Below are 23,175 nucleotides of genomic sequence, written 5' to 3'. Positions count from 1 at the left end.
CGCTGGCCGGTGTTCATCCGCCCCGCGGGCGGGTACCGTGTTCGCCGATGCGGTCCCACGCGCGGCGAGTTGGCGTTGCATCGAGGGGTGACGGTCGTGGCAGCGCCTTGTCGCTGGCCGGTGTGCATCGGTCGCGCGGGCAGGTATGTTGTTCGCCGATGCCGACCGACACGTGGCTCATCCTGTCGTTGCTTGCGGCCTCGCTCGGGCTCGGGTGCCCGCCCGGGGAGTCGACGAGTACCACCCTCACCGCGAGCAGCGGTGGCACGACGGCGCCGGGGGACACCTCGTCGGGGGATGCGTCGGGCGTGGCGCCGACCTCATCGACGACGAGCCCGGCGACGTCGTCGACGTCCGGGACCACGGCGCCGGACCTGCCGGGGCCGGTCCATTGTGGGGAGGGTGGCAACTTCATCGGCAGTCTGGACTGCGAGCCGGGCGAGCTGTGCCTCGAGATGTTCGGCGGGGACACGTGCACGGTGGAGCTGTCGTGCCGGCCGATCCCGGAGGGGTGCACTTCGGGCGACCTATGCGCGGCCGAATGCGCGGACTTGTGTGGTAATTACAACTGTGCGCGGCCTGGTGAATGTGCGGTGAATGCATACGATTGTGGCTACGATTGTTCCAGCCAGAAGACGTGCAAGCTCCCGGGGACCGCGTGCAAGCCGATCAACCTCGGGGAGGAGTCGCCGATCAATCACTGCGTGCCGACGCCCGCCCCGGGCGCCGCGATCGGTGAGCCGTGCGCGCAGGTCGGCGACGGCAAGTGGTCGTGGGACAGCTGCGCGCCGGGCGGGATCTGCTGGCCGCTCGACCCGGACACGCTGGAGGGGACCTGCCAGCCGCAGTGCGGGCTGTCGGATTCGGAGGCGTGCGCGCTGTGCGTCGAGATCGCGGTCACCAATGACTTCATCACCGAGCCGATCGCCGTGTGCGCGACACCCTGTGACCCGCTGGCGCCGGCCTGCGAGACGTCCGAGATCTGCGCGCCGGCCGGGGGGGATTTCATCTGTGTCGCCGACGGATCGGGCGACGCTGGCGCGCTCTACGATCCCTGTACGGCGTTCAACGAGTGCGATCCGGGGCTCGTCTGCGCCAATTCGACGAATGCGCCGCTGAACTGCGATCCAGAGGTGATCGGGTGCTGCGTGGCGTTGTGTGACACGGGGCTCCCGGACTGCCCCGACGCGCTGAGCTGTCAGCCCTTCTACCAGCCGGGCCAGGCCCCGGCTGGGCTCGAGGCGCTCGGGTATTGTCGTGTGATGCCGTGAGCGCCGTGGGCTGACCGCGGGAGCATGCAATGGACATCTATCAGCTCAAGACCCTCGTCGCCGTGGCCCGTGAGGGCAGCATCACCCGCGCCTCGGAGCTGCTGCACCTGAGCCAGCCCGCGGTGAGCGCCCATATCAAGGCGATCGAGGACGCGCTGGGGCTCACGTTGTTCGAGCGCACGTCTCGGGGGATGAGCTTGACCCGCGACGGCGAGCGCCTGCTCGTCAAGGCGGAGCAGACCCTCGCCGCCCACCGGGCGTTGATGGACGAGGCCACGCGGGTGAAGGGGCGTCTGGTGGGCAAGCTCCGCCTGGGCGCCGGCAGCAACTCGAACCATGAGGCGATCGGCCGGCTGCTCACGCGCCTCGCCGAGCGCTGCCCGGACGTGGAGGTCGCGCTCAAGCACGGCAACTCGGTCGATATCCTCGGTGGTATCCGCAACGGCAGTTTGGACGCCGGCTTCTACAACGAGGCCGACGAGCCCGACCCGGAGCTCGCGACGATCGAGGTGTCGCGGTTCAAGATCTACCTCGCGGCGGCGCCGGGGCTCGTGGTCGCGTCCGAGGCGCTGGACTGGCCGGCGCTGGCCGACCTGCCGTGGGTCTACCCGACATCGAGCGCCTGTTGTGGGCGGGCCGCGGAGGACCTGTTCGAGCTGCATCAGATCCGACCGAGGCGGATCGTCAGCGTCGATCGTGAGGATGTCACGCGGGCGCTGATCGCCGGAGGCATCGGCGTCGGCCTGCTGCATGCGGGCACCGCGAAGGCGGCCCAGGCCCGCGGAGAGGTCGAGCTTCTCTGTGAGTCCCGGAGACTGGTGCGGGTCCTGTTCGCGCAGCTGGCCAGCCGCGCGTCGGACCCCGTACTGGCGGCTGCGACCGAGATCGTGCGCGGGGGCGCCGCAGCGTAGCTTGCGGGGCGGCGAGCCTCACTTCCCTGCGGGGATGAGCGCGGCCGTGGCTGTCGCGGCGAGGTACAGGCCGAGGCCATACACCGTGTGGGTGGCGAGGCTCTTCATGGTGTTGAAGAGCGGCGTCGCGGTCTTGGCGGACGCGATCCCCGCGCCGAAGGCCGGCTGCAAGATGAGCAGCGGCGCCACGACCGTCACGAGCCCGATGACGAGCGCGGGCAGCAACGACGGCGTGCGCGCCCACTTCAGGCCGTAGGTCGCGAGCAGGAGAAACGCGAAGCTGATGCCGATCGCGTAATGTGCACACCAGCCGATCAGCAGCTCGCCGCGGATCGGCGCGGCCTGGGTGATCTTCTCATGCATCCACTGGCCGTGCCGGAGGTGGCCGAGCCAGCGGCCGAGGAGCGCGAAGTTCAGGGACGGGACCCCGAACTGCCGGAGCAGGAGCGCCCATCCGTCCATTGTCAGGGTCGCGCCGACGCCGATGAGCGCGGCGCGCAGCAGGAATTCGAGGGTCTGCGTCATGGTGAGGCTCCTGGTCGTCTGATGCGATTGGCATCAACACGACCCAATGTTGCCTGGCGGGCGGGTGGCGATCCAATCGTGATTCCGGAGGCCAGGCCTCGGCGATGCTGAGGTCCAGCGCCCGCCCGCGACCCCTGGGGGCCGTGCGTGCGAGCCCTGGGCTCGCAGTCGCGCGTGATCGGTGGTGGGGGCGGGAGGTGGCGGGTCTGTGATAGGTTGCGAGGCGATGGACGCACGTCGCTTCACGCTCGCATGGCTGCTATCCACGGTGTCGCTGGTCGGGTGCAAGCCGGCGCCCGGCGTGGACGAGCTGCTGGGCACGGCGCCGCTGCCCGCGTACGGGCTGGATGACTTCGACGTCAACCCGGCGCTGGGGATCGCCACGGGCAAGCGGCACCTGATCGTGTTCTTCGCGGAGGAGGCCGACGGGGCGGCGGTCGCCGACGCGCTGGCGGAGGCGAAGGCCGAGGTCGTCGGCAGCGCGCCGGAGCTGCGGCTGGCGTTCGTGGCGGTCGCCGAGGGCAGCGGCTGGGACGGGCTGCAGCACGCCCACGACGTGCTGGCGGGGCACCCGGCCGTGAGCGCCGTGACCCACGATCTGCTGGTGGGGGAGAACTTCACGCCGGCGCGCACGCCCGGGTCCGGCTTCGACACGCCGGGCAACTGGGCGCTGTCGGCGATCGGGGCGCGGCAGGCCTGGAACGCGATCCCGGCGCTGCGGTGGATCCACGAGCGTTCGCCGCGGACCGTGCACGTCGGGGTGATCGACACCGGCTTTCAGAACCACCCGGATCTGCAGGGCGTGATGACCTCGCTGTCGGACTACACGCCGAGCGAGGGCGGGTCCTCCGACCAGTTCTGGACCTTCTGGAACTTCGGCGAGGGCGAGGATGGCTGGCACGGCAGCTTCGTCGCCGGGCTCATCGGCGCGAAGTGGAACAGCCAGTATATCGACGGTGTGGTCCCGCAGCCGTTTGTGCAGATCACGGCGACGCGCGGGCGTACGGCGCAGGATCGCGAGCCGGTCACCTATATCACCAACGCCGGGTCGATGTACGCGGCGGCGGTCGAGCAGCTGCTCGCCGCCGACGGCGCGATCCGGGTGGTCAATCAGTCGCTCGGCTTCAACTGGTATAACAATAGTTTCACGAACGTGGTCGAGCGGCTGCGGGGCATCGTTCGCATCTGCGACCCGCGCCCGAGCGGCCGGCGCCCGGGCTCGAGCTGTGATGATGTCGACGTCCGCCTGTCGATCCAGGAGTCCGGGCGCGCGTTCAAGGAGCTGACGGCCCGCGTGAATCGCCGTCGGCCAGTGCTGTTCATCGTCTCGGCGGGCAACGACTCGGCGGGCTGGGGGCCGTTCCCGGCGGCGCTGTCGAGCCCGGGCGCGAACGCCGGGCTGGCGCAGGGGGACCCGAACGTGATCGTGGTCGGCTCGCACGCGCAGGTCCCGACCACGACGGCCCCGCTGACGGAGTTCGTGGGCAGCAACCGCGACGCGCACATGCTCGGGCCGGGCGTGGCGATCGGGTCGCTGCGCGGCGCCGGGTCGACGGTCTCGCAGACCGGCACCTCGTTCTCGACCCCGATCACCGCGGGGGCGGCGAGCTTCCTGCTGGCGCTCAACCCCGACCTGTCGAACACCGAACTGCGGCGATTGTTGACGACCAACCAGGTCGCGGTGACGGACCCGGTGTCGGGCGCGGTGGCGACGCGGCCGGTGCTCAATCTCCGACGCGCGGTCGAGGCGATGCAGGTCAAGCTACCGACCGGGGGCCTGGTGCCCGGGGCCAAGCTGCTGGCGGACCTCGACGACGGCAGCGAGGACGGGTTCTCGCGGGTGCTCACCAATCGGCCGGGGCCGCGGAGCTGGGAGCGGGTGTCGGTCGACATGGCGGACCTGCGGGCGTTCCGCGATATGTGGTGGCTGACGCGGCCGGGCGGGACGATCGTGTGTCCGCGGGTGATCGCTGCGTGCGACCTCAACGGGGACGGCGCCTTCGAGGCGCCGATCGAGCCCTACTCGCGGGCCGCGCTGGTCGGCCGCGACGTCGATGACGACGCGCTCGCGGCCTTCCAGTTGCGGTGGGACGGCGGCGGCCTGCAGCCCTACGCGGCGGCGGAGCTCGGGGACCTGCTGTATTCGGCGGACCTGAAGATCGAGGGGCGGGCGTTCATCGTCCAGGCCGCGACCACCCAGGCCGGCGTCGACGGCCTGCGCGTCACGCTGGGCGGGCGCGACCGCAACGGCGGCGCGGTCCACCACGCGGCGATCGTCGACCGCCAGCTCGGGCGCGAGCCGAAGCTGCTGACGACGGCGGCCACGCGCGACCCGGAGCTCACGGTGCAGGCGACGGTCGCGGGGAATCCGGTCGGGCGGGTGTACACGGCGCGCTTTGATGACCTCGCGGTCGCCGAGGACCGCACCTTGGTGCTCAATCCCTGCGCGTGGGAGTCGCACGATCCGGAGATATCGATCCTCGAGCCGTGGACCAGCGTGGATTGTGACGACGAGGGGCCGGGGGTCAGGCACAGCAATCCCGAGGCGGCTCCGGGCGGGGACGCCGGGGCGATCGTCCTCGGCGGCGGCGGGTCGGGGTCCGGGGCGCGGGCCTCGGGCGTCGGCGACCCGCATATGATCACCTTCGACGGCCTCGCCTACGATTTCCAGGGCGCCGGCGAATATACGTTGTTTCGCGACGGCGAGGTCGAGGTGCAGGCGCGGATGGAGCCGTGGCTCGGCGACGGGGTCAGCATGCACACCGTGGTCGCGGCGCGGGTCGGGACGGACCGCGTGGCGGTGCGGCGCGGGGCGCCGGGGACGATCTGGCTCAATGGTCAGGAGACCGTCGTGACCGGCGAGCGCGCGCTGGCCGGGGGGCGCGTGACCGTGGCGGGGCCGCAGGTCGCGGTGCGCTGGCCCGCGGGCGACGTGGTCGACCTGATCGTGCGCGACGACTGGGTCGACGTGTTCCTCGCGCTCGCGCCGCGACCGGGCCGCGAGCACGGCGGGCTGTTCGGGCCGGCGCCGAACGGCGACACCAGCGACGACCTCGTCGGCCGCGACGGGGTGGTCTACAGGCAGCCCAGCTTCCTCGAGCTGTACCGCAGCTACGGCGAGAGCTGGCGGGTCGACCGGGCCGGCTCGCTGTTCGACTACGGGCCGGGGGAGGGCCCGGACAGCTATACCGACCGGACCTTCCCGCGCGGTGTGGTGACGATCGCCGACCTCGCGCCGGACGTGTACGCGGCGGCGCACGCCCGCTGCGTCGCCGCGGGGATCCGCGAGGCGAGCCTGCTCGAGGCGTGCATCCTCGACCTCGCGCGCACCGGGAAGGAGGACGCTGTCTGGTCTTTCGGACAGGTGCGCGATCCGAAGGCGGCGTTCCGGCCGGTGCACGCGCGGATCGACTTCGAGTCGAAGCCGACGAACTTCGTGTACGCGAAGGATCCGATGAGCATCTTGAACCCGCCGATCAGCCGCGCGCCGGGCTCGGCCGGGTTCGCGGCGACCAGCGTGTTCGGGCCGCTCGGCGAGGTCGGCGAGCTCAAGGAGGCGCCGATGCTCACGCTCTCCGACTTGCCGCCGCACGACATGATCGAGCTGTCCTTCGACGTGGTGCTGCTCGGCGACTGGCCCGACACGGCGGTGGTCGAGGCGGTCGAGACCTTCCGGCCGATCGCGCGGGCGAGCTACTCGCTGGGGGCCGGGCGCCAGTCGTTCCCCGGGACCTATCCGCAGGCGGACTATCCCGCGGGGACGGGGGTGCTGGCGCGGGATGCCACCGGGCTCGCGCGCCGCGACGCGGTGTATCGCCACCGGGCGCTGTTTCACCACAGCGACGGGTTCTTGCTGGTGCACTGGCTGGCGCGGGGCGTCGGTCGCGGGCAGTGGGCCCTCGACAACATCGAGGTCAACACGCTCGACAGCGGCCTGGTGCGCGAGCCGGTCAGCTTCGGCGAGGGGGTCTTCGAGCTCAGCCACGCGCGGCCGATGGAGAAGGCGGTGGCCGGCTGCGCCGACGGGACGCGCGAGGCCTTCCACGACGCGGGTCGCTTCCCCGCGATCGCCGGCTGCATCGCCGCGTGGGCCGACGCGCCGAGCCTGGTCTCGCCGCGCAGCGGGGCCACCTGCGGAGATGGCGTGGGACCCTGCGCGGCGCCGGCCGACGCCTGCGCGGAGGGCTGGCACCTGTGCGCCGCGGCGGGCGAGCTGCGGGCGCTCGACCTGGTCGCCTGCACCCACGCGGGTCCGGGTCAGTTCCTCGCGGGCGCCTCCGCGTGCGTCGGCGAGGACCCTTGCGGCGAGCCGACGGACGGCCTCACGTGCATGTCCGAAGGAACATGTTCGGACACGGTCTGCTGCGGCAGCATGTGCGGCTTCGGGCCGGTCGAGTGCGGGCCCTCGGCGACCCGGCTGCCGCGCGCCGGTGTGGCCTGCGGACAGGTAGCGAGCTCGCCGCTGCGCGGGGTGCTGTGCTGCAAGGACGGGGCGTGACGGTCGCATGAGCGTGGCGATGATCCCGACGCCGGAGGAGCGTGGCTGGCTGATCGACGAGCTGGCGACGCTGATGGCGGCGGTCGGGTGGGAGCGGCTGATGAGCGCGCCGATCCTCGAGCCGACGCCGGAGTGGTTCCCCGACCGCTGGAGCGCGGACGCGGGCGGGGTCCGCCGCCTGGCGCGTCGCCTGCTGCGTTACGCCGGGCTCGAGCGCCTGGGTGTGCAGGTCAGCCTGTTTCACGGCGACCGCGACGTCGTGCTCGACAGCTACGGGCGCCCGGCGGGCGAGCGTCACCACGGGGCGGCGGCGTGGTTCGCTGGCATCGAGGACGGCGTGTGCAGCTTCGGCGCGGAGGTCGGTCAGCTCGGCGACCCGCTGGGCGTGACCGCGGCGATGGCCCACGAGGTCGCCCACGTGTTTCGTCGGGTCCACGCCGTCGAGGTCGAGGACCGCGAGGTCGAGGAGCGGCTCACGGACCTGACGACGGTGCTGCTCGGCTTCGGGGTGCTGACGACCAACGCCAGCTCGCGGCACCGGTCGGCGGGCGGCATCGGCGTGCACAGCTGGTCGCACCAGAGCCTCGGCTACCTGCCACCGCAGGCGCTGAGCTTCCTGTTGGCCGTGCAGGCGCGCGCGCGCGGCCTCGCGGACGAGCAGCAGCGGGCCCTCGGCCGCCTGCTCGAGGCGAATCAACGCGGCTTCTTCGAGCACGCGTGCAGGTGTGTCGAGCGCGAGCTCCCGGACCTCGCGACCCGGCTCGGGGTGTCGGCCAGCGCGACCTGGCCGGAGGGGCCGGACCTGCGCCACCTGTGCGCGCCGCTCGGCGAGGATGAGGGCAATGCGCTGCCCGCGGAGGCGCCGGTGCTCGTGCACCGGGGCGTCAACTTCGGGCGCCCGGTGTTTCGCATCGAGCGGCGCCGGACGCTGCGCTACGCCGGCCTGGCGGCGCTGGCGAGCCTGGCCGTGGCGCCCGTGCTCGGCGCGCTGTCGGGGCTGTCGACGCTGATCTACGTCGTGGCGGCAGCGGGTGTGGTCACGGCGGGGCTGGCTGGCCGCCGCGTGTGCGCGGACTTCTGCGCTGACCCGGACTGCAAGGCCTTGCTCGCACCGGGGCTGGAGTGCTGCCCGGGTTGTGAGGGTACGGTCGCCGGAACGATCAAGCATCCCGACCAGCGCCTCGACGCTGCGGAGGCGATCGCTCGCCGCAGGTACCTGTCGTGAGTGAGTGCGGATCTGGTACCGTGGGTCATGAGGTTCGCGACGCTGTTTCCGGGGGTCTGTCTGTGGACGCTGTGTGTCGCCTGCGGGAGCTCCGGCGGCGAGACCACGGGCGGCTCGAGCGGCGGTCCGGCCACCAGCGAGGGTTCGAGCGGCGACGGGACGACGGGCGGCTCGAGCGGGGGTGAGGTGCCGACCACGGGCGGCGAGAGCACCGGTGAGGTGCCTGACCCCGAGCCCCAGACGCTCACGGTGCTCGACAAGATCGTGTTCTACGACGGCTACGCCGGGCTCGTCGACGAGCCGGTGCCGGCCGGTGTCATCCGGCACACGAACGCGCTGGTCGCGACCAAATTCTCGGACGAGCAATTGGCGGCGATCCAGAAGACGCTGCAGATCGGCGTCATCGTCGGGGCGCTGTGCGACAACTACGACCGGATCGGCTCGGTCAACCTGGCGCTGGTGCCCAAGGGGGCGGCGACCTACGTCCCCGCGGAGGTGCAGCGCCTGGAGCTGGCGCGCTTCATCACCCCGTTCATGAACATGAACAAGGACCCCAAGACGGTGCCGTATCAGTGGCAAGCCGACAATGTGGTGCCGATCTTGAAGGACGAGGCGCTGCTCGCCAAGTATGACTTTTGGTTCGAGCTCAGCATCTTCGGGGTGCCCTACGCGGCGAACACCGAGGTGGCGGGCTGCGCCGACCGCAACGACACCCAGCTCGGCACCCTGCTGCTGTACACGGACAGCAGCCACGCGGCCGAGGAGTTTAGCGTATTGCTGCCGCTGGCGATCAGCGAGTCGTTCAACAATTACGCCGACGGCGCCAGCGACATGGTCGGGACGACCCGCAAGACGGTCCCCTTCGAGCTGCCGGCCGACACCAAGAACTTCCAGCTGGTGCTGATCACGTCGAACCACGGCGCCAACCAGGGCGGCGAGGAGTACATCCGCCGCCAGCACAACGTGTACGTCGACGGCAAGCTGGCGCTGCAGTACAAGCCCGGGCGCATGAGCTGCGAGCCGTTCCGCGTCTACAATACGCAGGGCAACGGCATCTACGGCCAGGTGCCGATGACGGACGAGGAGTGGCAGTCGTTTAGCAACTGGTGCCCGGGTGACGTGATCGACACGCGCATCGTCCCGCTCGGGGCGTTCAAGGCCGGGAAGCATGAGTTCGTGATCGACGTGCCGGACGCGATGTTCGCGGGGGGGCAGGGGGACTTTCCGTTCTCGCTGTATATCCAGGCGGAGTAGCGCGTCATGGTCAAACGTGTGAAGCATGTGCCCGGGTCGGGGCCCGAGCGCGACGTGCTGGACCTCGTGCCGCATCCGCGCTACGGGACCGCGGTCGTGCCGTCCGGGTGCACCGCCACCGCCGAGGACATTCGCAGCTCGTTTTACGGGTATAGTGATCGGACCATTTACCCCGAGTCCGCGATCCTGGCCGATTTTTCGCGCCAGAACTTCACGACCTTCCCGCGCGGCTATTACGTCGACATGCTCGCGGTCTGCCGCACCTGCGCCCGCCCGTTCCTGTTCTTCGCCCGCGAACAGAAGTATTGGTACGAGGATCTACATTTTTACATCGACACGGACTGTGTGCATTGCTCGGCGTGCCGGGCCGCGTCGCACGAGCACCGCGACCGGCTGCGACGCTACGCCGAGCACGTCGGCCGCGATGACCTCGACCTGAACGAGCTGGCGATCCTGGTCGGCGACGCCGTGTTCCTGTGGCAGGCCGGAACCCTGCACGACGAGCAGAAGCTTCGCTGGCTCCGCAACCTGGCGCGCCGTCGCATCCCGCAGGATCGTGCCACCGCCAGCATCGACCGCCTGATCGCCGGCCTGGACCCGGCTCCGCGCTGACAGGGTCCTGGCGATCCAGTGAACCGGCGCTGCGCTCAATCCCGCCGCCGCACGAGCCGCATCGGAATCCCATTCCCCGGCCCCATCGTCAGATTCCGCCGCACCGACCGGACCGGCCGCAGGTCTCGCAATTCAAGCTCCGCCCGCGCGAGGATCGTCCCGAGCACCACCTTCAGCTCATATTGCGCGAACGCGGCGCCGATGCATCGTCGGGCGCCGCCGCCGAACGGCAGATATTGGTACGGCGAATACGCCGCACCGATGAATCGTGCGGGGTTGAATCGTGCGGGTTCCTGGAATGTCTGCTCGCGCTGGTGGGCCAGGAATATATTGATGAGCACGGCGGTGCCGACTGGCAGCATATACCCGACGAGCTCGAGCGGGACCCGCAGCTGGCGGGCGACGCCCAGCACGACGGGGTGGAGGCGGAGGGTCTCGTTGCACACGGCGCCGAGGTAGGGCAGGGCGGCGAGGGCTTCGGGGGCGGGTGAGGGGCCGAGGGGTGCGAGCTCGGCGCGCAGCTGGGCGAGCACGGCGGGGTCGCGGTGGACGTGGTCGAGGGCCCAGGCGAGGGCGATGGCGGTGGTCTCGTGGCCGGCGATGAGGAGGGTGCGCAGCTCGTCGATGATGTCCTGCTCGGGCATCGGGGTGTCGTCCTCGTGGCGGGCCTGGAGGAGCAGGCTGAGGATGTCGCCGCGCTCCGCGGCGTGCGGGCGGACGGCGGCGATCTGGGCCCGGAGCAGGGCGACCAGGTGGTCCTGGGCGCGGAGCAGGCGGTCGAAGGGGCCGAGGCCGAGGAGGCGGCGCTGGAACGCGGGGACGAACAGGAGCAGCGGGCCGGTGGTGGCCATCGCGGCCTCGACGGCGGCGCGGAAGCTGTGGCGCTGGGCGTCGTCGTCGACGCCGAAGACGGTGCGGACGATGACGTCGAGCGAGATGGCCTGGCCGAGGGCGAGGGCGGTGAAGGGCTGGCCGGGCCGCAGGCGCTGCAGCTGGAGGTCGGCGACCTCGGCCATGGCGGCGCCGTAGGCTCGCATGCGGGCGCCGTGGAACGGGGGGGTGAGGACGCGGCGCTCGCTGCGGTGGGGCGGGCCGGAGCGCAAGATCAGGGAGCCGGCGCCGAGCACGGGGACGAGCGAGCGGGCGCTGTAGATGTCGAAGCTGTCGGGGTCGGCGGTGAAGAGGGTGCGGATCGAGGTGGGGTCGGCGGTGATGACGACGGTGCCGGTGAGCAGGGGGACGCGGAACGGGTCGCCGTACGTGGCGAGCCAGCGCGGCAGGTGCTGCAGCGGGTCGCGGACGAGGCGGAGGGTGTTGGCGAGGCGTGAGCGCGGGCCGGGCGGGAGTCCGGCGGTCATGTGGCCTGAGATGGATCGGGGCCGAGGTTGGGGACCAGCTCGGCGAGGGCGGCGGCGAGGATGTCGAGCTCGGCGCTGGTGCCGACGCCGACGCGGAGGCAGCCGCTGAGGCGGGGCAGGCTGGAGGCGTCCTTGACGAGGACGCCGCGGGCGGCGAGGGCGTCGGCGAGGCGGGAGGCGTACTGGGGCGGGTCGAGGCGGACCAGGGCGATGTTGGCGTGGGCCGGGAACACATGGGCCCCGGGGATGCTGGCGAGGAGGGCGACCAGGCGGTCGCGGTTGGCGATGCTGCGGGCGATCAGGCCGGCCTGGACCTCGGGGAAGTCGCGCAGGACGGACTCGGCGAGCAGGAGGCTGGTGGCCGAGATGTTGTAGGGGTGGCGGACGACGTTGGCGGCGCGGGCGAGCGCGGGCGGGGCGATGCAGTAGCCGACGCGGAGGGCGGCGAGGCCGACCTTGGACAGCGTGCTCATGTAGGTGACGTTGCCGGGCAGGTCCTGGCGCCACAGCGAGGCGCCGGGGCTGTAGCGGATGTAGGCCTCGTCGAGCACGAACATGGTGCCGGGGTTGCCGGCGATGAGGCGCTCGATGACGGCGGCGTCCCACAGGCTGCTGGTCGGGTTGTTGGGGCGGGCGAGGAAGCAGATCGCGGCGCCGTTGGCGACGCCCAGGGCCTCATTCATTACGGCCTCGTCGAGCTCCAGCTGCTCGGTGAGCGGGACCTCGAGCACGCCGACGCCGAGGCAGCGGGCGCTGTGGCCGTACATCACGAAGGTCGGCGAGGGGATCACCATGAAGCTCGGCTCGGAGGTGCGGCCGGCGAGGGCGGTGAGCAGCAGGGAGATGACCTCGTCGCTGCCGTTGCCGAGGACGATCGCGTCGGGGTCGCAGCCGTGCTGGCGGGCCAGCAGGTGGCGCAGCGAGCGGCCCGAGGCGTCGGGGTAGCGCCCGAGCTCGACGCTCTCCACGCGGCGGCCGAGCTCGGCCATGACCTCGGCGGGCCACGGCTCGGGGCACTCGTTGGCGTGCAGGCGGGCGCGCGCGGCGACCTGGGGGCTGTCGTAGATGTCGAGGCCGGCGAGGGCGGGGCGGAGGTGGCTGGTCCAGGTCATCGGCTGCTCCAAGGGACAGGTCGGGAAGGGCCAGGTCGGGCGGGGAGAGGTCGCGCTGGTGTCGCGAGGGACAGGTCGGAAGGGACAGGTCGGGAGGGACAGGTCGTAAGGGACAGGTCAGCGCAGGCGGAGGAGGGCGGCGCGGGCGTGGGCCTCGAGGCCCTCGGCGCGGGCGATGCGGACGATCGCGTCGGCCTGGGCGCGGAGGGCGGCGCCGGAGAGCTCGAGGATGCTGGTGTGCTTGATGAAGTCCCACACGCCGAGCGGGGAGGCGAAGCGGGCGGCGCCGGCGGTCGGGAGGACGTGGCTCGGGCCGGCGGTGTAGTCGCCGGCGGCCTCGGGGGTGCAGGGGCCGACGAAGATGGCGCCGGCGCTGTGGAGGCGGTCGAGCAGGGCGCGGGGGTCGTGGACCAGCAGCTCGAGGTGTTCGGGGGCGTAGTCGTTGGCGGCGGCGACCATGGCGTCGCGGTCGTGGACGAGGACGATCGCGCCGTGGTCGGCGAGGGCGCGGGCGGCGATGTCGCGGCGCGGGAGGGTCTCCAGCTGCTCGGCGAGGGCGCGGCGGAGGGGTTCGACCAGGGCGGGGTGGTCGGTGACGGCGATCGGGCAGGCGAGGACGTCGTGCTCGGCCTGGGCGAGCAGGTCGGCGGCGACGAGGGTCGGGTCGGCGCTGTGGTCGGCGAGGATCAGGACCTCGCTGGGGCCGGCGATGCCGTCGATGTCGACGAGCCCGAAGACCTGGCGCTTGGCGGCGGTGACGTAGGCGTTGCCGGGGCCGACGATCTTGTCGACGCGGGGGATCTGGCGGGTGCCGAGAGCGGCGGCGGCGATCGCCTGGGCGCCGCCGACGGTGAAGACCCGGTCGACGCCGGCGAGCTCGGCGGCCAGCAGCACGACGGGGTCGGGGCGCGGGGTGAAGAGGATGACCTCGGCGACGCCGGCGACCTTCGCGGGGATCGCGGTCATGAGCACGGAGGAGGGGTAGGCGGCGGTGCCACCGGGGGCGTAGACGGCCACGCGGCGCAGCGGGCGGGCGCGGCTGACGAGGTGGCTGTCGTCGTCGTGGAGGCCGGTGTCGTGGGGGAGCTGGGTGGCGTGGAAGCGGCGGATGTTGGCGGCGGCGAGATCGAGGGCGTGCCGGAGCTCGCCGGGGATCGCCTCGCAGGCGGCGGCGCGCTCGTGGGGCGTGAGCTCGAAGCGCTCGAGCTGGCGGCCCTCGAAGCGGAGGGTGAGCTCGGCGACGGCGGCGTCGCCTCGCTCGCGCACGGCGGCGATGACCTCGCGGGCGGCGACATCCGCGGGGCCCTCGAGGCCGGCGGAGCGGGCGCAGAGCTGGCCCCAGCGCTCGTGGCCCTGGCCCGGTCCGCGGAGGTCGAGGACGTGCATGGCGCCAACCGTACAGGCTGCGGCGAGCCGGCGGAAGTGAAACCGGCGGGCTGATCCGCTACGATGGGCCGGCTTAGGATGGGGCCCCGCGTCATGCTCGCTCGCACGCTGTTTTGCCTCCCGCGGGTGTCTCCGTCGTGGTTGGCGCGGTGGATGGTGGGCTTGCTTGTCGGTGGGCTCGCGTGCGGGCTCGGCTGCGGGGGCGGAGGCGGGGATGCGTCGGCGGGCGAGGATGCGGGGGAGTCGGGTGGGTCGTCGGGCGAGGGTCCGGCGCCGAGTGAGAGCTTGTTGCCGAGTGACACCTGTTCGCAGGCGCCGCCGGTGGGTCAGGGGCGCTTCTCGGGGACGCTGCGCGACCGGGACTCGGATTCGCGGATCGGCGGGGTGTGCGGGGCAGGCGGGCCGGACGTGTTCTTGCGGATCGAGGTGCCGCTGCGCGCGGACCTGCGGGTCGAGGCGCGGGGCAACGGCTTCACGCCGCGGGTGAGCCTGGCGCCGCTCGGGTGTCTGAAGGGGTCGATGCTGGCGTGCGGGGCCGACGGTGTCGTCGGCTTGACCGACCTCGAGGAGGGTACGGTGCTCGACCTGGCGATCGGGATCGACCAGGCGTCGTTCATGGCGCTCAGCGACGTCGCGGCGCCGCTCGAGGGCGACGACCCGCTGGACTTCGAGGTCGATGTCGGGATGACGCGGGTGCTCGGCCGCGACGAGGTGTGTCGGCCGGCGGCGCGTGGTCGCTGCTCGTCGGGGACGCTGTGCATGCCGGCGTTGAAGACGGTCGACGACGATCCGGAGAATGACGACGCCTGGGTGTGCACGGCGGTCCCGGCCAACAGCTGCGAGGATCCCGAGCGGGTGACGGTGGTGCTGGTCGACGGGGCGGGCACGCTGAGCGTCGACCCCGACCAGCCGCAGACCGACGCGCACCACCACAGCTGCACCGGCGAGGGCACGCGTGAGCGGGTGCTGCGGCTCGCGCTGCCGCCGGGGCAGGGGCTGCTCGGCGGCCGGGAGAGCAGCCTGGACATCTGGGCCGAGCGGCCGGAGATCGGGCTCGCGTTGCGGGCGCCAGGCTGTCTTGCGAGCGACGAGCTGGACTGCTCGCGGCCAGCGCCAGGCGGCTCGCGGGTGACGATCGTGGCGCCCGACGAGCTGGAGCGGGTCGGCGTGGAGCCGTATCTGTTCGTCGAACTGCCGGAGCCGGGTGTGCTGTCGGAGCCCGTGACCTTGCACCTGCGACAGACCCTGCGTGGGCCGCCTGTCGGGTCTTCGGCGGGCCAATGACGGGGCTGTGGCGGGGCCGGTGTGAGTCATGTCCGGGTGGCGAGTGGTGCTTGGCCTGGGCTTGCCCTGTGTGGCGCGGCGCATATGCTCGCCCGCCGCAAGCCCCCCTTAACGCATCCAGGAAGAAAGCACCGCGACATCATGGCCAGCCGTCTGTTCACCAGTGAGTCCGTCACCGAAGGTCATCCCGACAAGCTCTGCGACAAGATCAGCGACGCGGTGCTCGACGCCATCCTCGCCCAGGACAAGCGGGCCCGGGTGGCCTGCGAGACGCTGGTCAAGACCGGGTACGTGAACGTGGCCGGCGAGGTCACGACCTCGACCTACGTCGACATCCCCCGCATCGTGCGCAAGACGGTCCGCGATGTCGGCTACATCAGCTCGGACATGGGCTTCGACGCCGACAGCTGCGGCGTGCTCGTGGCGATCGAGGGCCAGAGCCCGGACATCGCCCAGGGCGTCGACGAGGGCGCCAACAAGGAGCAGGGCGCGGGCGACCAGGGCATGATGTTCGGCTTCGCCTGCGTCGAGACCGACGAGCTGATGCCGCTGCCGATCTCGCTGGCGCACAAGCTGACCCGGCGCCTGGCCGAGGCCCGCAAGGCCGACCCGCGGAGCTTCCTCCGGCCGGACGGCAAGAGCCAGGTGACGATCGAGTACGAGGGCGGCCGCCCGCGCCGCGTCGACACGATCGTGATCTCGACGCAGCACGCCGAGCACGTCGACCACTCGACCCTCAGCGAGTACGTGCGCGAGGAGATCATCAAGAAGGTGGTCCCGGCCCACCTGCTGGACGGCAAGACCAAGTTCCACATCAACCCGACCGGGCGCTTCGTCGTCGGCGGGCCGATGGGCGACAGCGGTCTGACGGGCCGCAAGATCATCGTCGACACCTACGGCGGCATGGGTCGCCACGGGGGAGGCGCCTTCTCGGGCAAGGACCCGTCGAAGGTCGACCGCTCGGCGGCCTACTACGCGCGCTACATCGCCAAGAACCTGGTGGCGTCGCGCCTGTGCACCCGCGCGGAGGTCCAGCTGGCCTACGCGATCGGGGTGGCCGCGCCGGTCAGCATCGCCGTCGACACCTTCGGCACCGGCAAATTCTCGGACGACAAGCTCGAGGCGATCATCGAGCAGGTCTTCGACGCCCGCCCGGCCAGCATCATCCGCGAGCTCGACCTGCTGCGCCCGATCTACAGCCAGACGGCCGCGTACGGGCACTTCGGGCGGCATGAGCCGGAGTTCACCTGGGAGCGGACCGACCGCGCCGAGAAGCTCGCCGGCGCGGCGAGCTGAGAGCGTCGCGGGTGCAGCGAGGGCGCGTCGGGGAGACCCGAAGCGCCCTTACTGTTCCGGAGGGGAGGACTGGGCCGTGAGGCGTCCGAGCGCAGCTGCGGCTGCGGCGAGGTCGAACATTGGCGCGCGCGAGCGCAGCCAGAGACCGGGTGGTGAGCGGACGCCAGGCCGGTCGGGGCCTGAGGGTGGCCAGCCCCCCGCCCAGGTGCGGGCCACCGGGGGAGGCCTGGTGACGAGGGGCGGGAAGCGAAAGACGTCGGCCTTCGCCTGGATGGCCTGCCACTGGTTACGCCAGTCTCGTAAGGTGGGCCCAGGGGCAGCGGGATGGAGGCTAGCGGGGTCAGCAAGAAGTGGCCCCAGATGGCGCGATTGATCCGAGGGCCAGGTCAGCAGGACACGGAGGCATCTCCCCAGTGGCTAGGACGGAAGCCCGCCCCCGGACAGGTCTCTCTTCGGCCTCGGCCCAGGCACCAGTTCCCTTGGGCTCGAACGCCGGGTCACGGGGACCAGAGGTTCGGCCGGAGCGACTCGACGGAGCGGATCGCGTGAATCGAGCACTCGAGGCGCCGCCAGAGGGCCCCGGACGATCTTCGGAGCGACGTCGGTCGCTTGCGGATCGCACAGCAGGACACCGCCCCAAGTCCCCCGGTGGACGAGGTCCGCCTGCCCCCACTTGCTGAACCGGCGATGCAGGTCCCCGCCCACTGACGGCGAAGCCAGGTCCCGACTCGGCGCCGTTGCCGGTGGCAGGCCTGGGCTGGGAGCCCCGCCGAGGAGGTGAGGGCGGGGGAGTGGGTTGGGTAGTGTTGCCGCGGGCTTGCCTGGGCGCCACAGCCTGGACGGGAGAACCGTACCACTGATGGGGCGTTGCTGGTCTCGTAGTTGCGGTGCATCACCGCGTTGCGCAGGAGCTGCTGCTGGGGGGTGGGCTGGCGGGGGGTGTGGGGCTGAGCTCCAGGCCAGGACCTGGGAGCGGGCCGCGGAGCCTTGCGGCGACGATCGGTGGTCGTCCGGGCCGTCGGGCGGACATGGACGTAGGCGCCCGGGTCGCCTCGCGGCCGAGGATGAGCAGGCCGGTGACGTTGGGGACAGCGTCGGGCGAGGCGAGGTGCAGGGCGGCGAGCTGCTCGGCGAGCGAGCGGCCGTTCTCTCGCAGGACCTCGGGCGTGACGGCGCTGGGGAGGTATTCCTGCTTGAACAGGTTGAGGTCGAGGTCTTCGAGCGTGGTGCCGTGGACCGGGTTGAGGGCCCCCAGCGCCCCCCGATGCACCGGTGCGCAGGCGCACGGGGAGGCGCCCGACGACGAGTCCCCCCGGCGAGGGCGTCCGCGGACGGGAACGGCAGGATGCCGCGCGGCCGGGGCGAGGCCGGTCGGGGTGCCGGTCCCGTCGACCCATCGATCACGCCGAGGTTGGATCCGGGTCATGGCCCGACGCCCCTGACCTTTGAACGACCTTGCGCTCGACGCGGAAGCTCTCGAGGTCGGCGGCCAGCTCGGCGATCTGCTGGGTCGTGAGCATGCGAGGGAGGCCAGGGTATCAGCGGCTGTGTTCGCGGACAAGCGCTCAGCTGTCCTCGCGGACAGGTCCTGAGCGCCATGTGCGAAACGCCAGGTCCCACAGCGGGCTGCTGATGCCGAAGTTGTGGGCGGGGTCGCTGAAGTGGTGGCGGAGGTGATGCCGACGCAGGGCGCGGGCGACCCGGCCGCGGCGGCGGCCGTGGTGGATCTGCCAGTGGGCGGCCTCGTAGGCGAGGTAGCCGAGCGTGCTGCCGGCCAGCAAGGCGAAGCGGGCCGGGCCGAGCGGCGTGTAGAGGGCGAGGAGCAGGGCGAAGAGGCCGAGGCTGTAGAGCGGGGTGGCGACCAGGTGGTCGCGGTCGTTGGGGGCGACGTGGTGGTGGCGGTGGACGATGAAGGAGGTGACGCGCCGGGCCGGGCTGCTCGGGCGCATGTGGAAGAAGGCGCGGTGCAGCCAGTACTCGACGAGGGTCCACATCAGCCAGCCGGCGACGAGCGAGAGGAGCAGCGCGGCGGGGCTGAGGCCGTCGGTGTGGGCGCGCCAGAGATAGAGGCCGAGCAGCGGGAGGTGGAGCAGGTAGGGCGAGGCCGGGTGGGCGCGGACCAGGCGCTCGAGCGCGGCGCTGTGGAAGCAGCGGGGGGCGCGGGCTTCGAGGCTGGGCGGCGGTTCGGGGCCGAGGGCGAGGGCGAGGAGCTCGTCGGTGAGGACGGGGTGCGCGGGCGCGGGCGCGGGCGGCATGGTCGTGCGGCGTGGTCAGGCGGCGGGGTGGGCTCGCCAGTACTCGCTGAGCAGGACGGAGCAGGCGCAGGCGACGTTGAGGCTGTCGAGTTTGCCGGTGCCGGGGATGCGGACGGACTCGTCGGCGAGCTGGGCGAGGGCGGGGGAGAGGCCGTGGCTCTCGGAGCCGAGCAGGATGAGGGTGCGCTGCGGGAGGCGGCGGGCGTGGAGGTCCTGCGGGGAGCGAGCGGCGGTGGCGATGAGGCGGAAGCCGGCGGCGCGGGCGGCCAGCAGCGGCGCGGGGCCGGGTTCGACGCCGAGGACCTCGACCCACTCGCCGCCGCCCTCGGCGGTGCGCAGCATCGAGGTGGAGACGCCGCCGTCGCTGCCGGCGATGAGCACAGCGGCGGCCCCGAAGTGGGCGCAGACGCGGACGATCGCGCCGAGGTTGTGCGGGTTCTGGACGCCGTCGAGGTAGACCAGGCAGCGCGGGCCGGGGACTGCGAGCAGGGCCGGCAGCGCGACCGGGGCCCGCTCGCGGACGATGAAGCACACGCCCTCGTGGTGGGTCGACTGGGTGATCTTGGCCAGCTCGGCGTCGTCGACGACGTGGTAGGCGATCCGGCTGGCGGCGCAGCGCCTGAGGAAGGCGCCGAAGGCGGGCAGCAGGGACTCACGGACGTACACGCGGCGGACGTCGTCGGGGCGGTGCTCGGCGACGGCCTGGCAGGCGTTCACGCCGCAGATCTTGAGCTCGGCGCGGGGCTCGTCGCGGGGCTCGTCGCGGCGAGCCTGGTCGCGGGGGTCGCGGGTGTTGCGGGCGCTGTCGCGGTGAGGGGCGTCGCGCTGAGGTTGAGGGGGACGAGCGTCGCGCTGAGATTGAGGCGGACGAGCGTCGCGCTGAGGTTGAGGGGGACGGGCGTCGCGCTGAGATTGAGGGGGACGAGCGTCGCGCTGAGGTTGAGGGGGACGGGCGTCGCGCTGAGATTGAGGATCGCGGGTGCCCTGGCGAGGTTGAGGGTCGCGGGCGTCGTCGCGGCGGGGAGCGGAGGCCGACGTGGGGCGGTCGTCACGGGCTCTGGGGTCGGCGCGTGGGCGCGTGGGTCGGTCGGGGTGGGGCATCCGCGGGCGCAGGATATCTCAGGGTCGCGGGGGAGGGCCGCGGGTGGGGCGTGAGCGTGGAGACCATCGGCGTCGACGCACGCCGGGAATTCGCCGGGGCTGCGGCGCGGGCCGACGAGCGTCAGGTGTCAAGCGTTCACGTTGAGCTGGAGCTCGAAGGCTTGCTGGACCGCGAGGAACTGGCGCTGGAGTTCGGCGAGGAGGGCGGCGGCGCCGTCGAGGGTGCCGTTGCGGCCGCGCAGCTCGAGGGCGGAGGCGAGCTGGTGGAGGTGGTGGAGGTGCATGCCGCCGGCGCTGCCCTTGAGGCTGTGGGCGGCCTCGCGGAGCTGGTCGGGGCGGGCGTTGGCGACGGCTTCGGCGAGGCTGGTGATGGTGGTCGCCGCCTCGCTGAGGAAGAGGGCGGCGATCTCGAGGGCGACCTCGCGGCCGAGGAGGTCGCGGAGCTGGGTGAAGCCGGCCTCGGCGTCGGCCGCGAGCTCGGCGGGGGTGGCGACGAGGCCGGGGTCGAGCTGGTCGCGGGCGTGGAGACCTGAGACAGGAGCCGTGGCCGACGCGGGGTTGCGGGTGCAACGTTCGAGCGCGAGGCGCAGCTCACGGACCTGGATCGGCTTGCTGACGTAGTCGTCCATGCCGGCGGCGAGGCAGGCCTGGCGGTCGCTGTCCATCGCGTTGGCGGTCATGGCGATGATGCGGGGCTGACTGCCGGGCTGCTGGCGGATGCGCCGGGTGGCCTCGAGGCCGTCCATCTCGGGCATCTGCACGTCCATCAGGACGACGTCGTAGGTGTGGCGCGCGAGCGCCTCGAGCGCCTCGAGGCCGTGGTAGGCGCTGTCGGCCCGGTAGCCCAGGCGCTCGAGCATCAGGAGGATGAGCTTCTGGTTGGTGGCGTTGTCCTCGACGGCGAGGATGCGCAGCGGCAGGCGCTCGCCCATGCCGGGGTCGAATTCGCTGCGCACGCTCGGCTCGTGGGTCTCGGGCGGGCGGCGGCCGACCAGCAGCTGCAGCAGGGTCTCGTACAGCTGCGAGGCCTTGATCGGCTTGGTGACGACGGTGGCGCGCTGGCGCTGGGACTCGCCGAGGTGGCGGCGGCCGAGCGGTGTGAGCAGCACGGCGGGCGTGGTGCGGCGGTGCAGCTCGTGGAGCACGCGCAGGTCGCCCTCCTCGGGGAGCAGGCTGTCGACCAGGGCGACGTCGATGTTGCCGCCGTGGCCGTCGCGGAGGCCACTACGGAGATAGTTGAGGGCGTCGGCTGCGGCGCTGCAGAGGATCGGGATCATGCCCCAGGTGCGCACGTGGGCGGCGAGCAGCTGGCGCTGGGTGTCGCTGGCGTCGACGATGAGGACGCGGCGGCCGAACAGCGGGGTCGCGCTGAACTCGGGCTCGGACGGGGTGTGGTCGGCGGCGGCGAGGATCGTGAAGTAGAAGGTGGAGCCCTGGTCGACCACGCTCTCGGCCCACATGGTGCCGCCGAGCATCTCGGCGAGGCGCTTGCTGATCGCCAGGCCGAGGCCGGTGCCGCCGTACTTGCGGGTGGTCGAGTTGTCGACCTGGCTGAAGGACTGGAACAGGCGGTCCATGCGGTCGGGGCGGATGCCGATGCCGGTGTCCTTGACGGCGAATTGCAGCTCGTAGCGCGAGGGGGTGTCGCCGTGGCCCTCGGTGAGCTGGCGGGCGCTGACGGTGATCGTGATCTCGCCGTGGGGGTGAACTTGACGGCGTTGCCGAGCAGGTTGATGAGGATCTGGCGCAGGCGGGTGGAGTCGGAGATGAGCCGCGGCGGGGCGCTCGGGTCGATGATCGCGGCGAGGTTCAGGCCCTTGGTGCCGAGCTTGCTGGCGGCGACGAGGTCGATCACCGACTCGACGAAGCCCCGCAGCTCGAAGGCGTCGTTCTCCAGCTCGAGCTTGTTGGCCTCGATCTTGGAGAAGTCGAGGATGTCGTTGATCAGGGTGAGCAGCGAGTCGCAGGAGCTGCGCAGGGTCTCGACGAAGTCGCGCTGGTCGCGGCCCAGCGGGGTGTCCAACAACAGGCTGGTCATGCCGATGATCGCGTTCATCGGCGTGCGGATCTCGTGGCTCATGTTGGCCAGGAAGGCGCTCTTGGCCCGGTTCGCGGCCTCGGCGGCCTCCTTGGCGGTGGCCAGCGCGGCCTGGTTGCGCATGCGCTCGGTGATGTCGGTGACGCTCGCGCGCACGAGGTTGCGGCCGGCGGCGGGCATCCGCACCAGCCGCACCTCGCAGGGGATGTCGCGGCCGGCGGCGTTGCGGTGCATCCACTCGAACACCGGGGTGCCGCCGGCGAGGGCCTGGCCGACCTTCTCACGGGCGGCGTCCTCGGAGCTGCGGCCGCTCGGCTGCACCGGGGGGCTCATGTCGCCGGGGCCGACCTCGAGCAGCTCGGCGCGCGAGAGGCCGTAGAGGGTGGCGGCGTTGCCGTTGGGGTCGACGAAGCGGCCGGTGTCGGCGTCGACGACGACGACGGCCTCGGGGGCGTACTCGAAGAGGGTCCGGAAGCGCTCCTCGCTCTCGCGCAGGGCGTCCTCGGCCCGGCGGCGCTCGACCAGCTCCTGGCGCGAGGCGAAGTACATGCGGGCGTTGGCGACGGAGATCGCGACCAGGCCGGCGAACTGGCGGACCGCCAGGAGGTCGCCCTCGCTGAACTGGCGCGGCTCGTCCAGCTGGGGCAGCGCCATGATCATCACGCCGAGGCGCTGGTCCTCGGTGGTGATCGGGACGGCGGCGACCTGGGCGTGGGGCTGGCCGGGGCCGGGCCGGCCGGTGTGGGCCTCGGACCACGGCGGGTCGGAGCGCCAGGCCTGGCCGAGCAGGCTCGGGTCGTCGGGCGGGAGGCGGGGGCCGAGGCGCTGGGCCAGCTGTCCGCTGTCGGCGACGGCGACCAGGTGCTCGCCGTCGAACAGGTAGACCGCGGCGGCGACGTTGCCGAAGTACTGGGTGGCGTGCCAGAGGATCGCGGAGACCAGGGTCGACAGCTCGACCTGCTCGCCGAGGCCGCGCTGGACGTCGTGCACGGCGGCGAGGTACTCGTCACGCCAGGGCACGGCGGCCTCCGTGGGCGGCGCTCGCCGCT

At 72.1% G+C, this 23,175-nt stretch carries 18 protein-coding genes and 2 pseudogenes; 8 read left to right on the top strand and 12 right to left on the bottom strand.

All coding sequences use genetic code 11. The features are described 5' to 3' along the window. Window positions 1–13: 13 nt before the first annotated feature. Complete coding sequence (locus IPJ59_RS23245; RefSeq protein WP_293273335.1) at window positions 14–517, bottom strand: hypothetical protein; 504 nt, start codon at window positions 515–517, stop codon at window positions 14–16. 76 nt (window positions 518–593) lie between these two features. Between IPJ59_RS23245 and IPJ59_RS23240 the strand changes: the two genes are divergently transcribed. Then, window positions 594–1,271 (top strand): hypothetical protein, encoded by a 678-nt coding sequence (locus IPJ59_RS23240; RefSeq protein ID WP_293273334.1) that lies wholly within the window; start codon window positions 594–596, stop codon window positions 1,269–1,271. A gap of 29 nt (window positions 1,272–1,300) precedes the next feature. Beyond that, window positions 1,301–2,182, top strand: a complete 882-nt coding sequence (locus IPJ59_RS23235; RefSeq protein ID WP_293273333.1) for a LysR family transcriptional regulator — start codon at window positions 1,301–1,303, stop codon at window positions 2,180–2,182. A gap of 18 nt (window positions 2,183–2,200) precedes the next feature. Here the strand turns inward: IPJ59_RS23235 and IPJ59_RS23230 are convergent, their stop codons facing one another. Beyond that, window positions 2,201–2,707, bottom strand: a complete 507-nt coding sequence (locus IPJ59_RS23230; protein ID WP_293247398.1) for a DUF2938 domain-containing protein — start codon at window positions 2,705–2,707, stop codon at window positions 2,201–2,203. Window positions 2,708–2,933: 226 nt separating this feature from the next. Between IPJ59_RS23230 and IPJ59_RS23225 the strand changes: the two genes are divergently transcribed. Genes IPJ59_RS23225 through IPJ59_RS23210 form a run of 4 tightly spaced genes read left to right on the top strand, consistent with a single transcriptional unit; the run spans window position 2,934 to window position 10,296 of the window. Then, window positions 2,934–7,205: a S8 family serine peptidase gene (locus tag IPJ59_RS23225; RefSeq protein ID WP_293273332.1), complete on the top strand. Its 4,272-nt coding sequence runs from the start codon at window positions 2,934–2,936 to the stop codon at window positions 7,203–7,205. Window positions 7,206–7,218: 13 nt separating this feature from the next. Continuing rightward, entirely contained in the window at window positions 7,219–8,430 is a 1,212-nt protein-coding gene (locus IPJ59_RS23220) for a hypothetical protein (RefSeq protein WP_293273331.1), read from the top strand. 27 nt (window positions 8,431–8,457) lie between these two features. Beyond that, complete coding sequence (locus IPJ59_RS23215) at window positions 8,458–9,684, top strand: peptide-N-glycosidase F-related protein (protein ID WP_293247404.1); 1,227 nt, start codon at window positions 8,458–8,460, stop codon at window positions 9,682–9,684. 18 nt (window positions 9,685–9,702) lie between these two features. Then, entirely contained in the window at window positions 9,703–10,296 is a 594-nt protein-coding gene (locus tag IPJ59_RS23210; RefSeq protein WP_293273330.1) for a zinc-ribbon domain containing protein, read from the top strand. A gap of 35 nt (window positions 10,297–10,331) precedes the next feature. Here IPJ59_RS23210 and IPJ59_RS23205 read toward each other — a convergent pair whose 3' ends face one another. The 3 genes from IPJ59_RS23205 to hisD all read right to left on the bottom strand — a co-directional run bounded on the left by IPJ59_RS23205 (window position 10,332) and on the right by hisD (window position 14,152). Further along, window positions 10,332–11,654 carry a cytochrome P450 gene (locus tag IPJ59_RS23205; RefSeq protein WP_293273329.1) on the bottom strand — a complete coding sequence of 441 codons (1,323 nt, stop codon included), beginning with the start codon at window positions 11,652–11,654 and terminating at the stop codon, window positions 10,332–10,334. Continuing rightward, on the bottom strand, window positions 11,651–12,766 hold the full coding sequence (locus IPJ59_RS23200; protein ID WP_293273328.1) for a pyridoxal phosphate-dependent aminotransferase: 1,116 nt from the start codon (window positions 12,764–12,766) through the stop codon (window positions 11,651–11,653). Before IPJ59_RS23200 ends, IPJ59_RS23205 begins: the two co-directional genes overlap by 4 nt. Before the next feature lie 117 nt (window positions 12,767–12,883). Continuing rightward, window positions 12,884–14,152, bottom strand: a complete 1,269-nt coding sequence (gene hisD / locus IPJ59_RS23195) for a histidinol dehydrogenase (protein WP_293273327.1) — start codon at window positions 14,150–14,152, stop codon at window positions 12,884–12,886. A 93-nt stretch (window positions 14,153–14,245) separates the two neighbouring features. On the opposite strand from hisD, the gene IPJ59_RS23190 reads away from it, so the two are divergent. Both IPJ59_RS23190 and metK read left to right on the top strand, forming a co-directional pair. Further along, window positions 14,246–15,436: a hypothetical protein gene (locus tag IPJ59_RS23190; protein WP_293273326.1), complete on the top strand. Its 1,191-nt coding sequence runs from the start codon at window positions 14,246–14,248 to the stop codon at window positions 15,434–15,436. A 141-nt stretch (window positions 15,437–15,577) separates the two neighbouring features. Next, window positions 15,578–16,732: a methionine adenosyltransferase gene (gene metK, locus IPJ59_RS23185; RefSeq protein WP_293273325.1), complete on the top strand. Its 1,155-nt coding sequence runs from the start codon at window positions 15,578–15,580 to the stop codon at window positions 16,730–16,732. Window positions 16,733–17,624: 892 nt separating this feature from the next. Here metK and IPJ59_RS23180 read toward each other — a convergent pair. From IPJ59_RS23180 to IPJ59_RS38040, 7 genes and pseudogenes are all read right to left on the bottom strand, one after another. Then, window positions 17,625–18,002 carry a hypothetical protein gene (locus IPJ59_RS23180; protein WP_293273324.1) on the bottom strand — a complete coding sequence of 126 codons (378 nt, stop codon included), beginning with the start codon at window positions 18,000–18,002 and terminating at the stop codon, window positions 17,625–17,627. A 295-nt stretch (window positions 18,003–18,297) separates the two neighbouring features. Then, the gene (locus IPJ59_RS23175) at window positions 18,298–18,987 is read right to left on the bottom strand and encodes a sterol desaturase family protein (RefSeq protein ID WP_293273323.1); all 690 of its coding nucleotides are present in this window, start codon (window positions 18,985–18,987) and stop codon (window positions 18,298–18,300) included. A gap of 15 nt (window positions 18,988–19,002) precedes the next feature. Further along, window positions 19,003–19,704, bottom strand: coding sequence for a TrmH family RNA methyltransferase (locus IPJ59_RS23170; RefSeq protein ID WP_293273322.1), 702 nt, complete (start codon window positions 19,702–19,704; stop codon window positions 19,003–19,005). Further along, entirely contained in the window at window positions 19,701–20,039 is a 339-nt protein-coding gene (locus IPJ59_RS23165) for a hypothetical protein (RefSeq protein ID WP_293247423.1), read from the bottom strand. Before IPJ59_RS23165 ends, IPJ59_RS23170 begins: the two co-directional genes overlap by 4 nt. A 177-nt stretch (window positions 20,040–20,216) precedes the next feature. Next, on the bottom strand, window positions 20,217–21,548 hold the full coding sequence (locus IPJ59_RS38050) for a response regulator (protein ID WP_366524666.1): 1,332 nt from the start codon (window positions 21,546–21,548) through the stop codon (window positions 20,217–20,219). Window positions 21,549–21,557: 9 nt separating this feature from the next. Then, window positions 21,558–21,773, bottom strand: a pseudogene (locus tag IPJ59_RS38045) (ATP-binding protein); the annotation flags it as partial. A 284-nt stretch (window positions 21,774–22,057) separates the two neighbouring features. Continuing rightward, window positions 22,058–23,116: pseudogene (locus tag IPJ59_RS38040) on the bottom strand (PAS domain S-box protein); the annotation flags it as partial. Window positions 23,117–23,175 lie beyond the last annotated feature (59 nt).

It is taken from the genome of Nannocystis sp. (assembly GCF_016714285.1).
Lineage (GTDB): Bacteria > Myxococcota_A > Polyangia > Nannocystales > Nannocystaceae > Nannocystis.
Note: the sequence above shows the minus strand (reverse complement) of the source record. Positions and strands in the feature narration are given on the sequence as shown.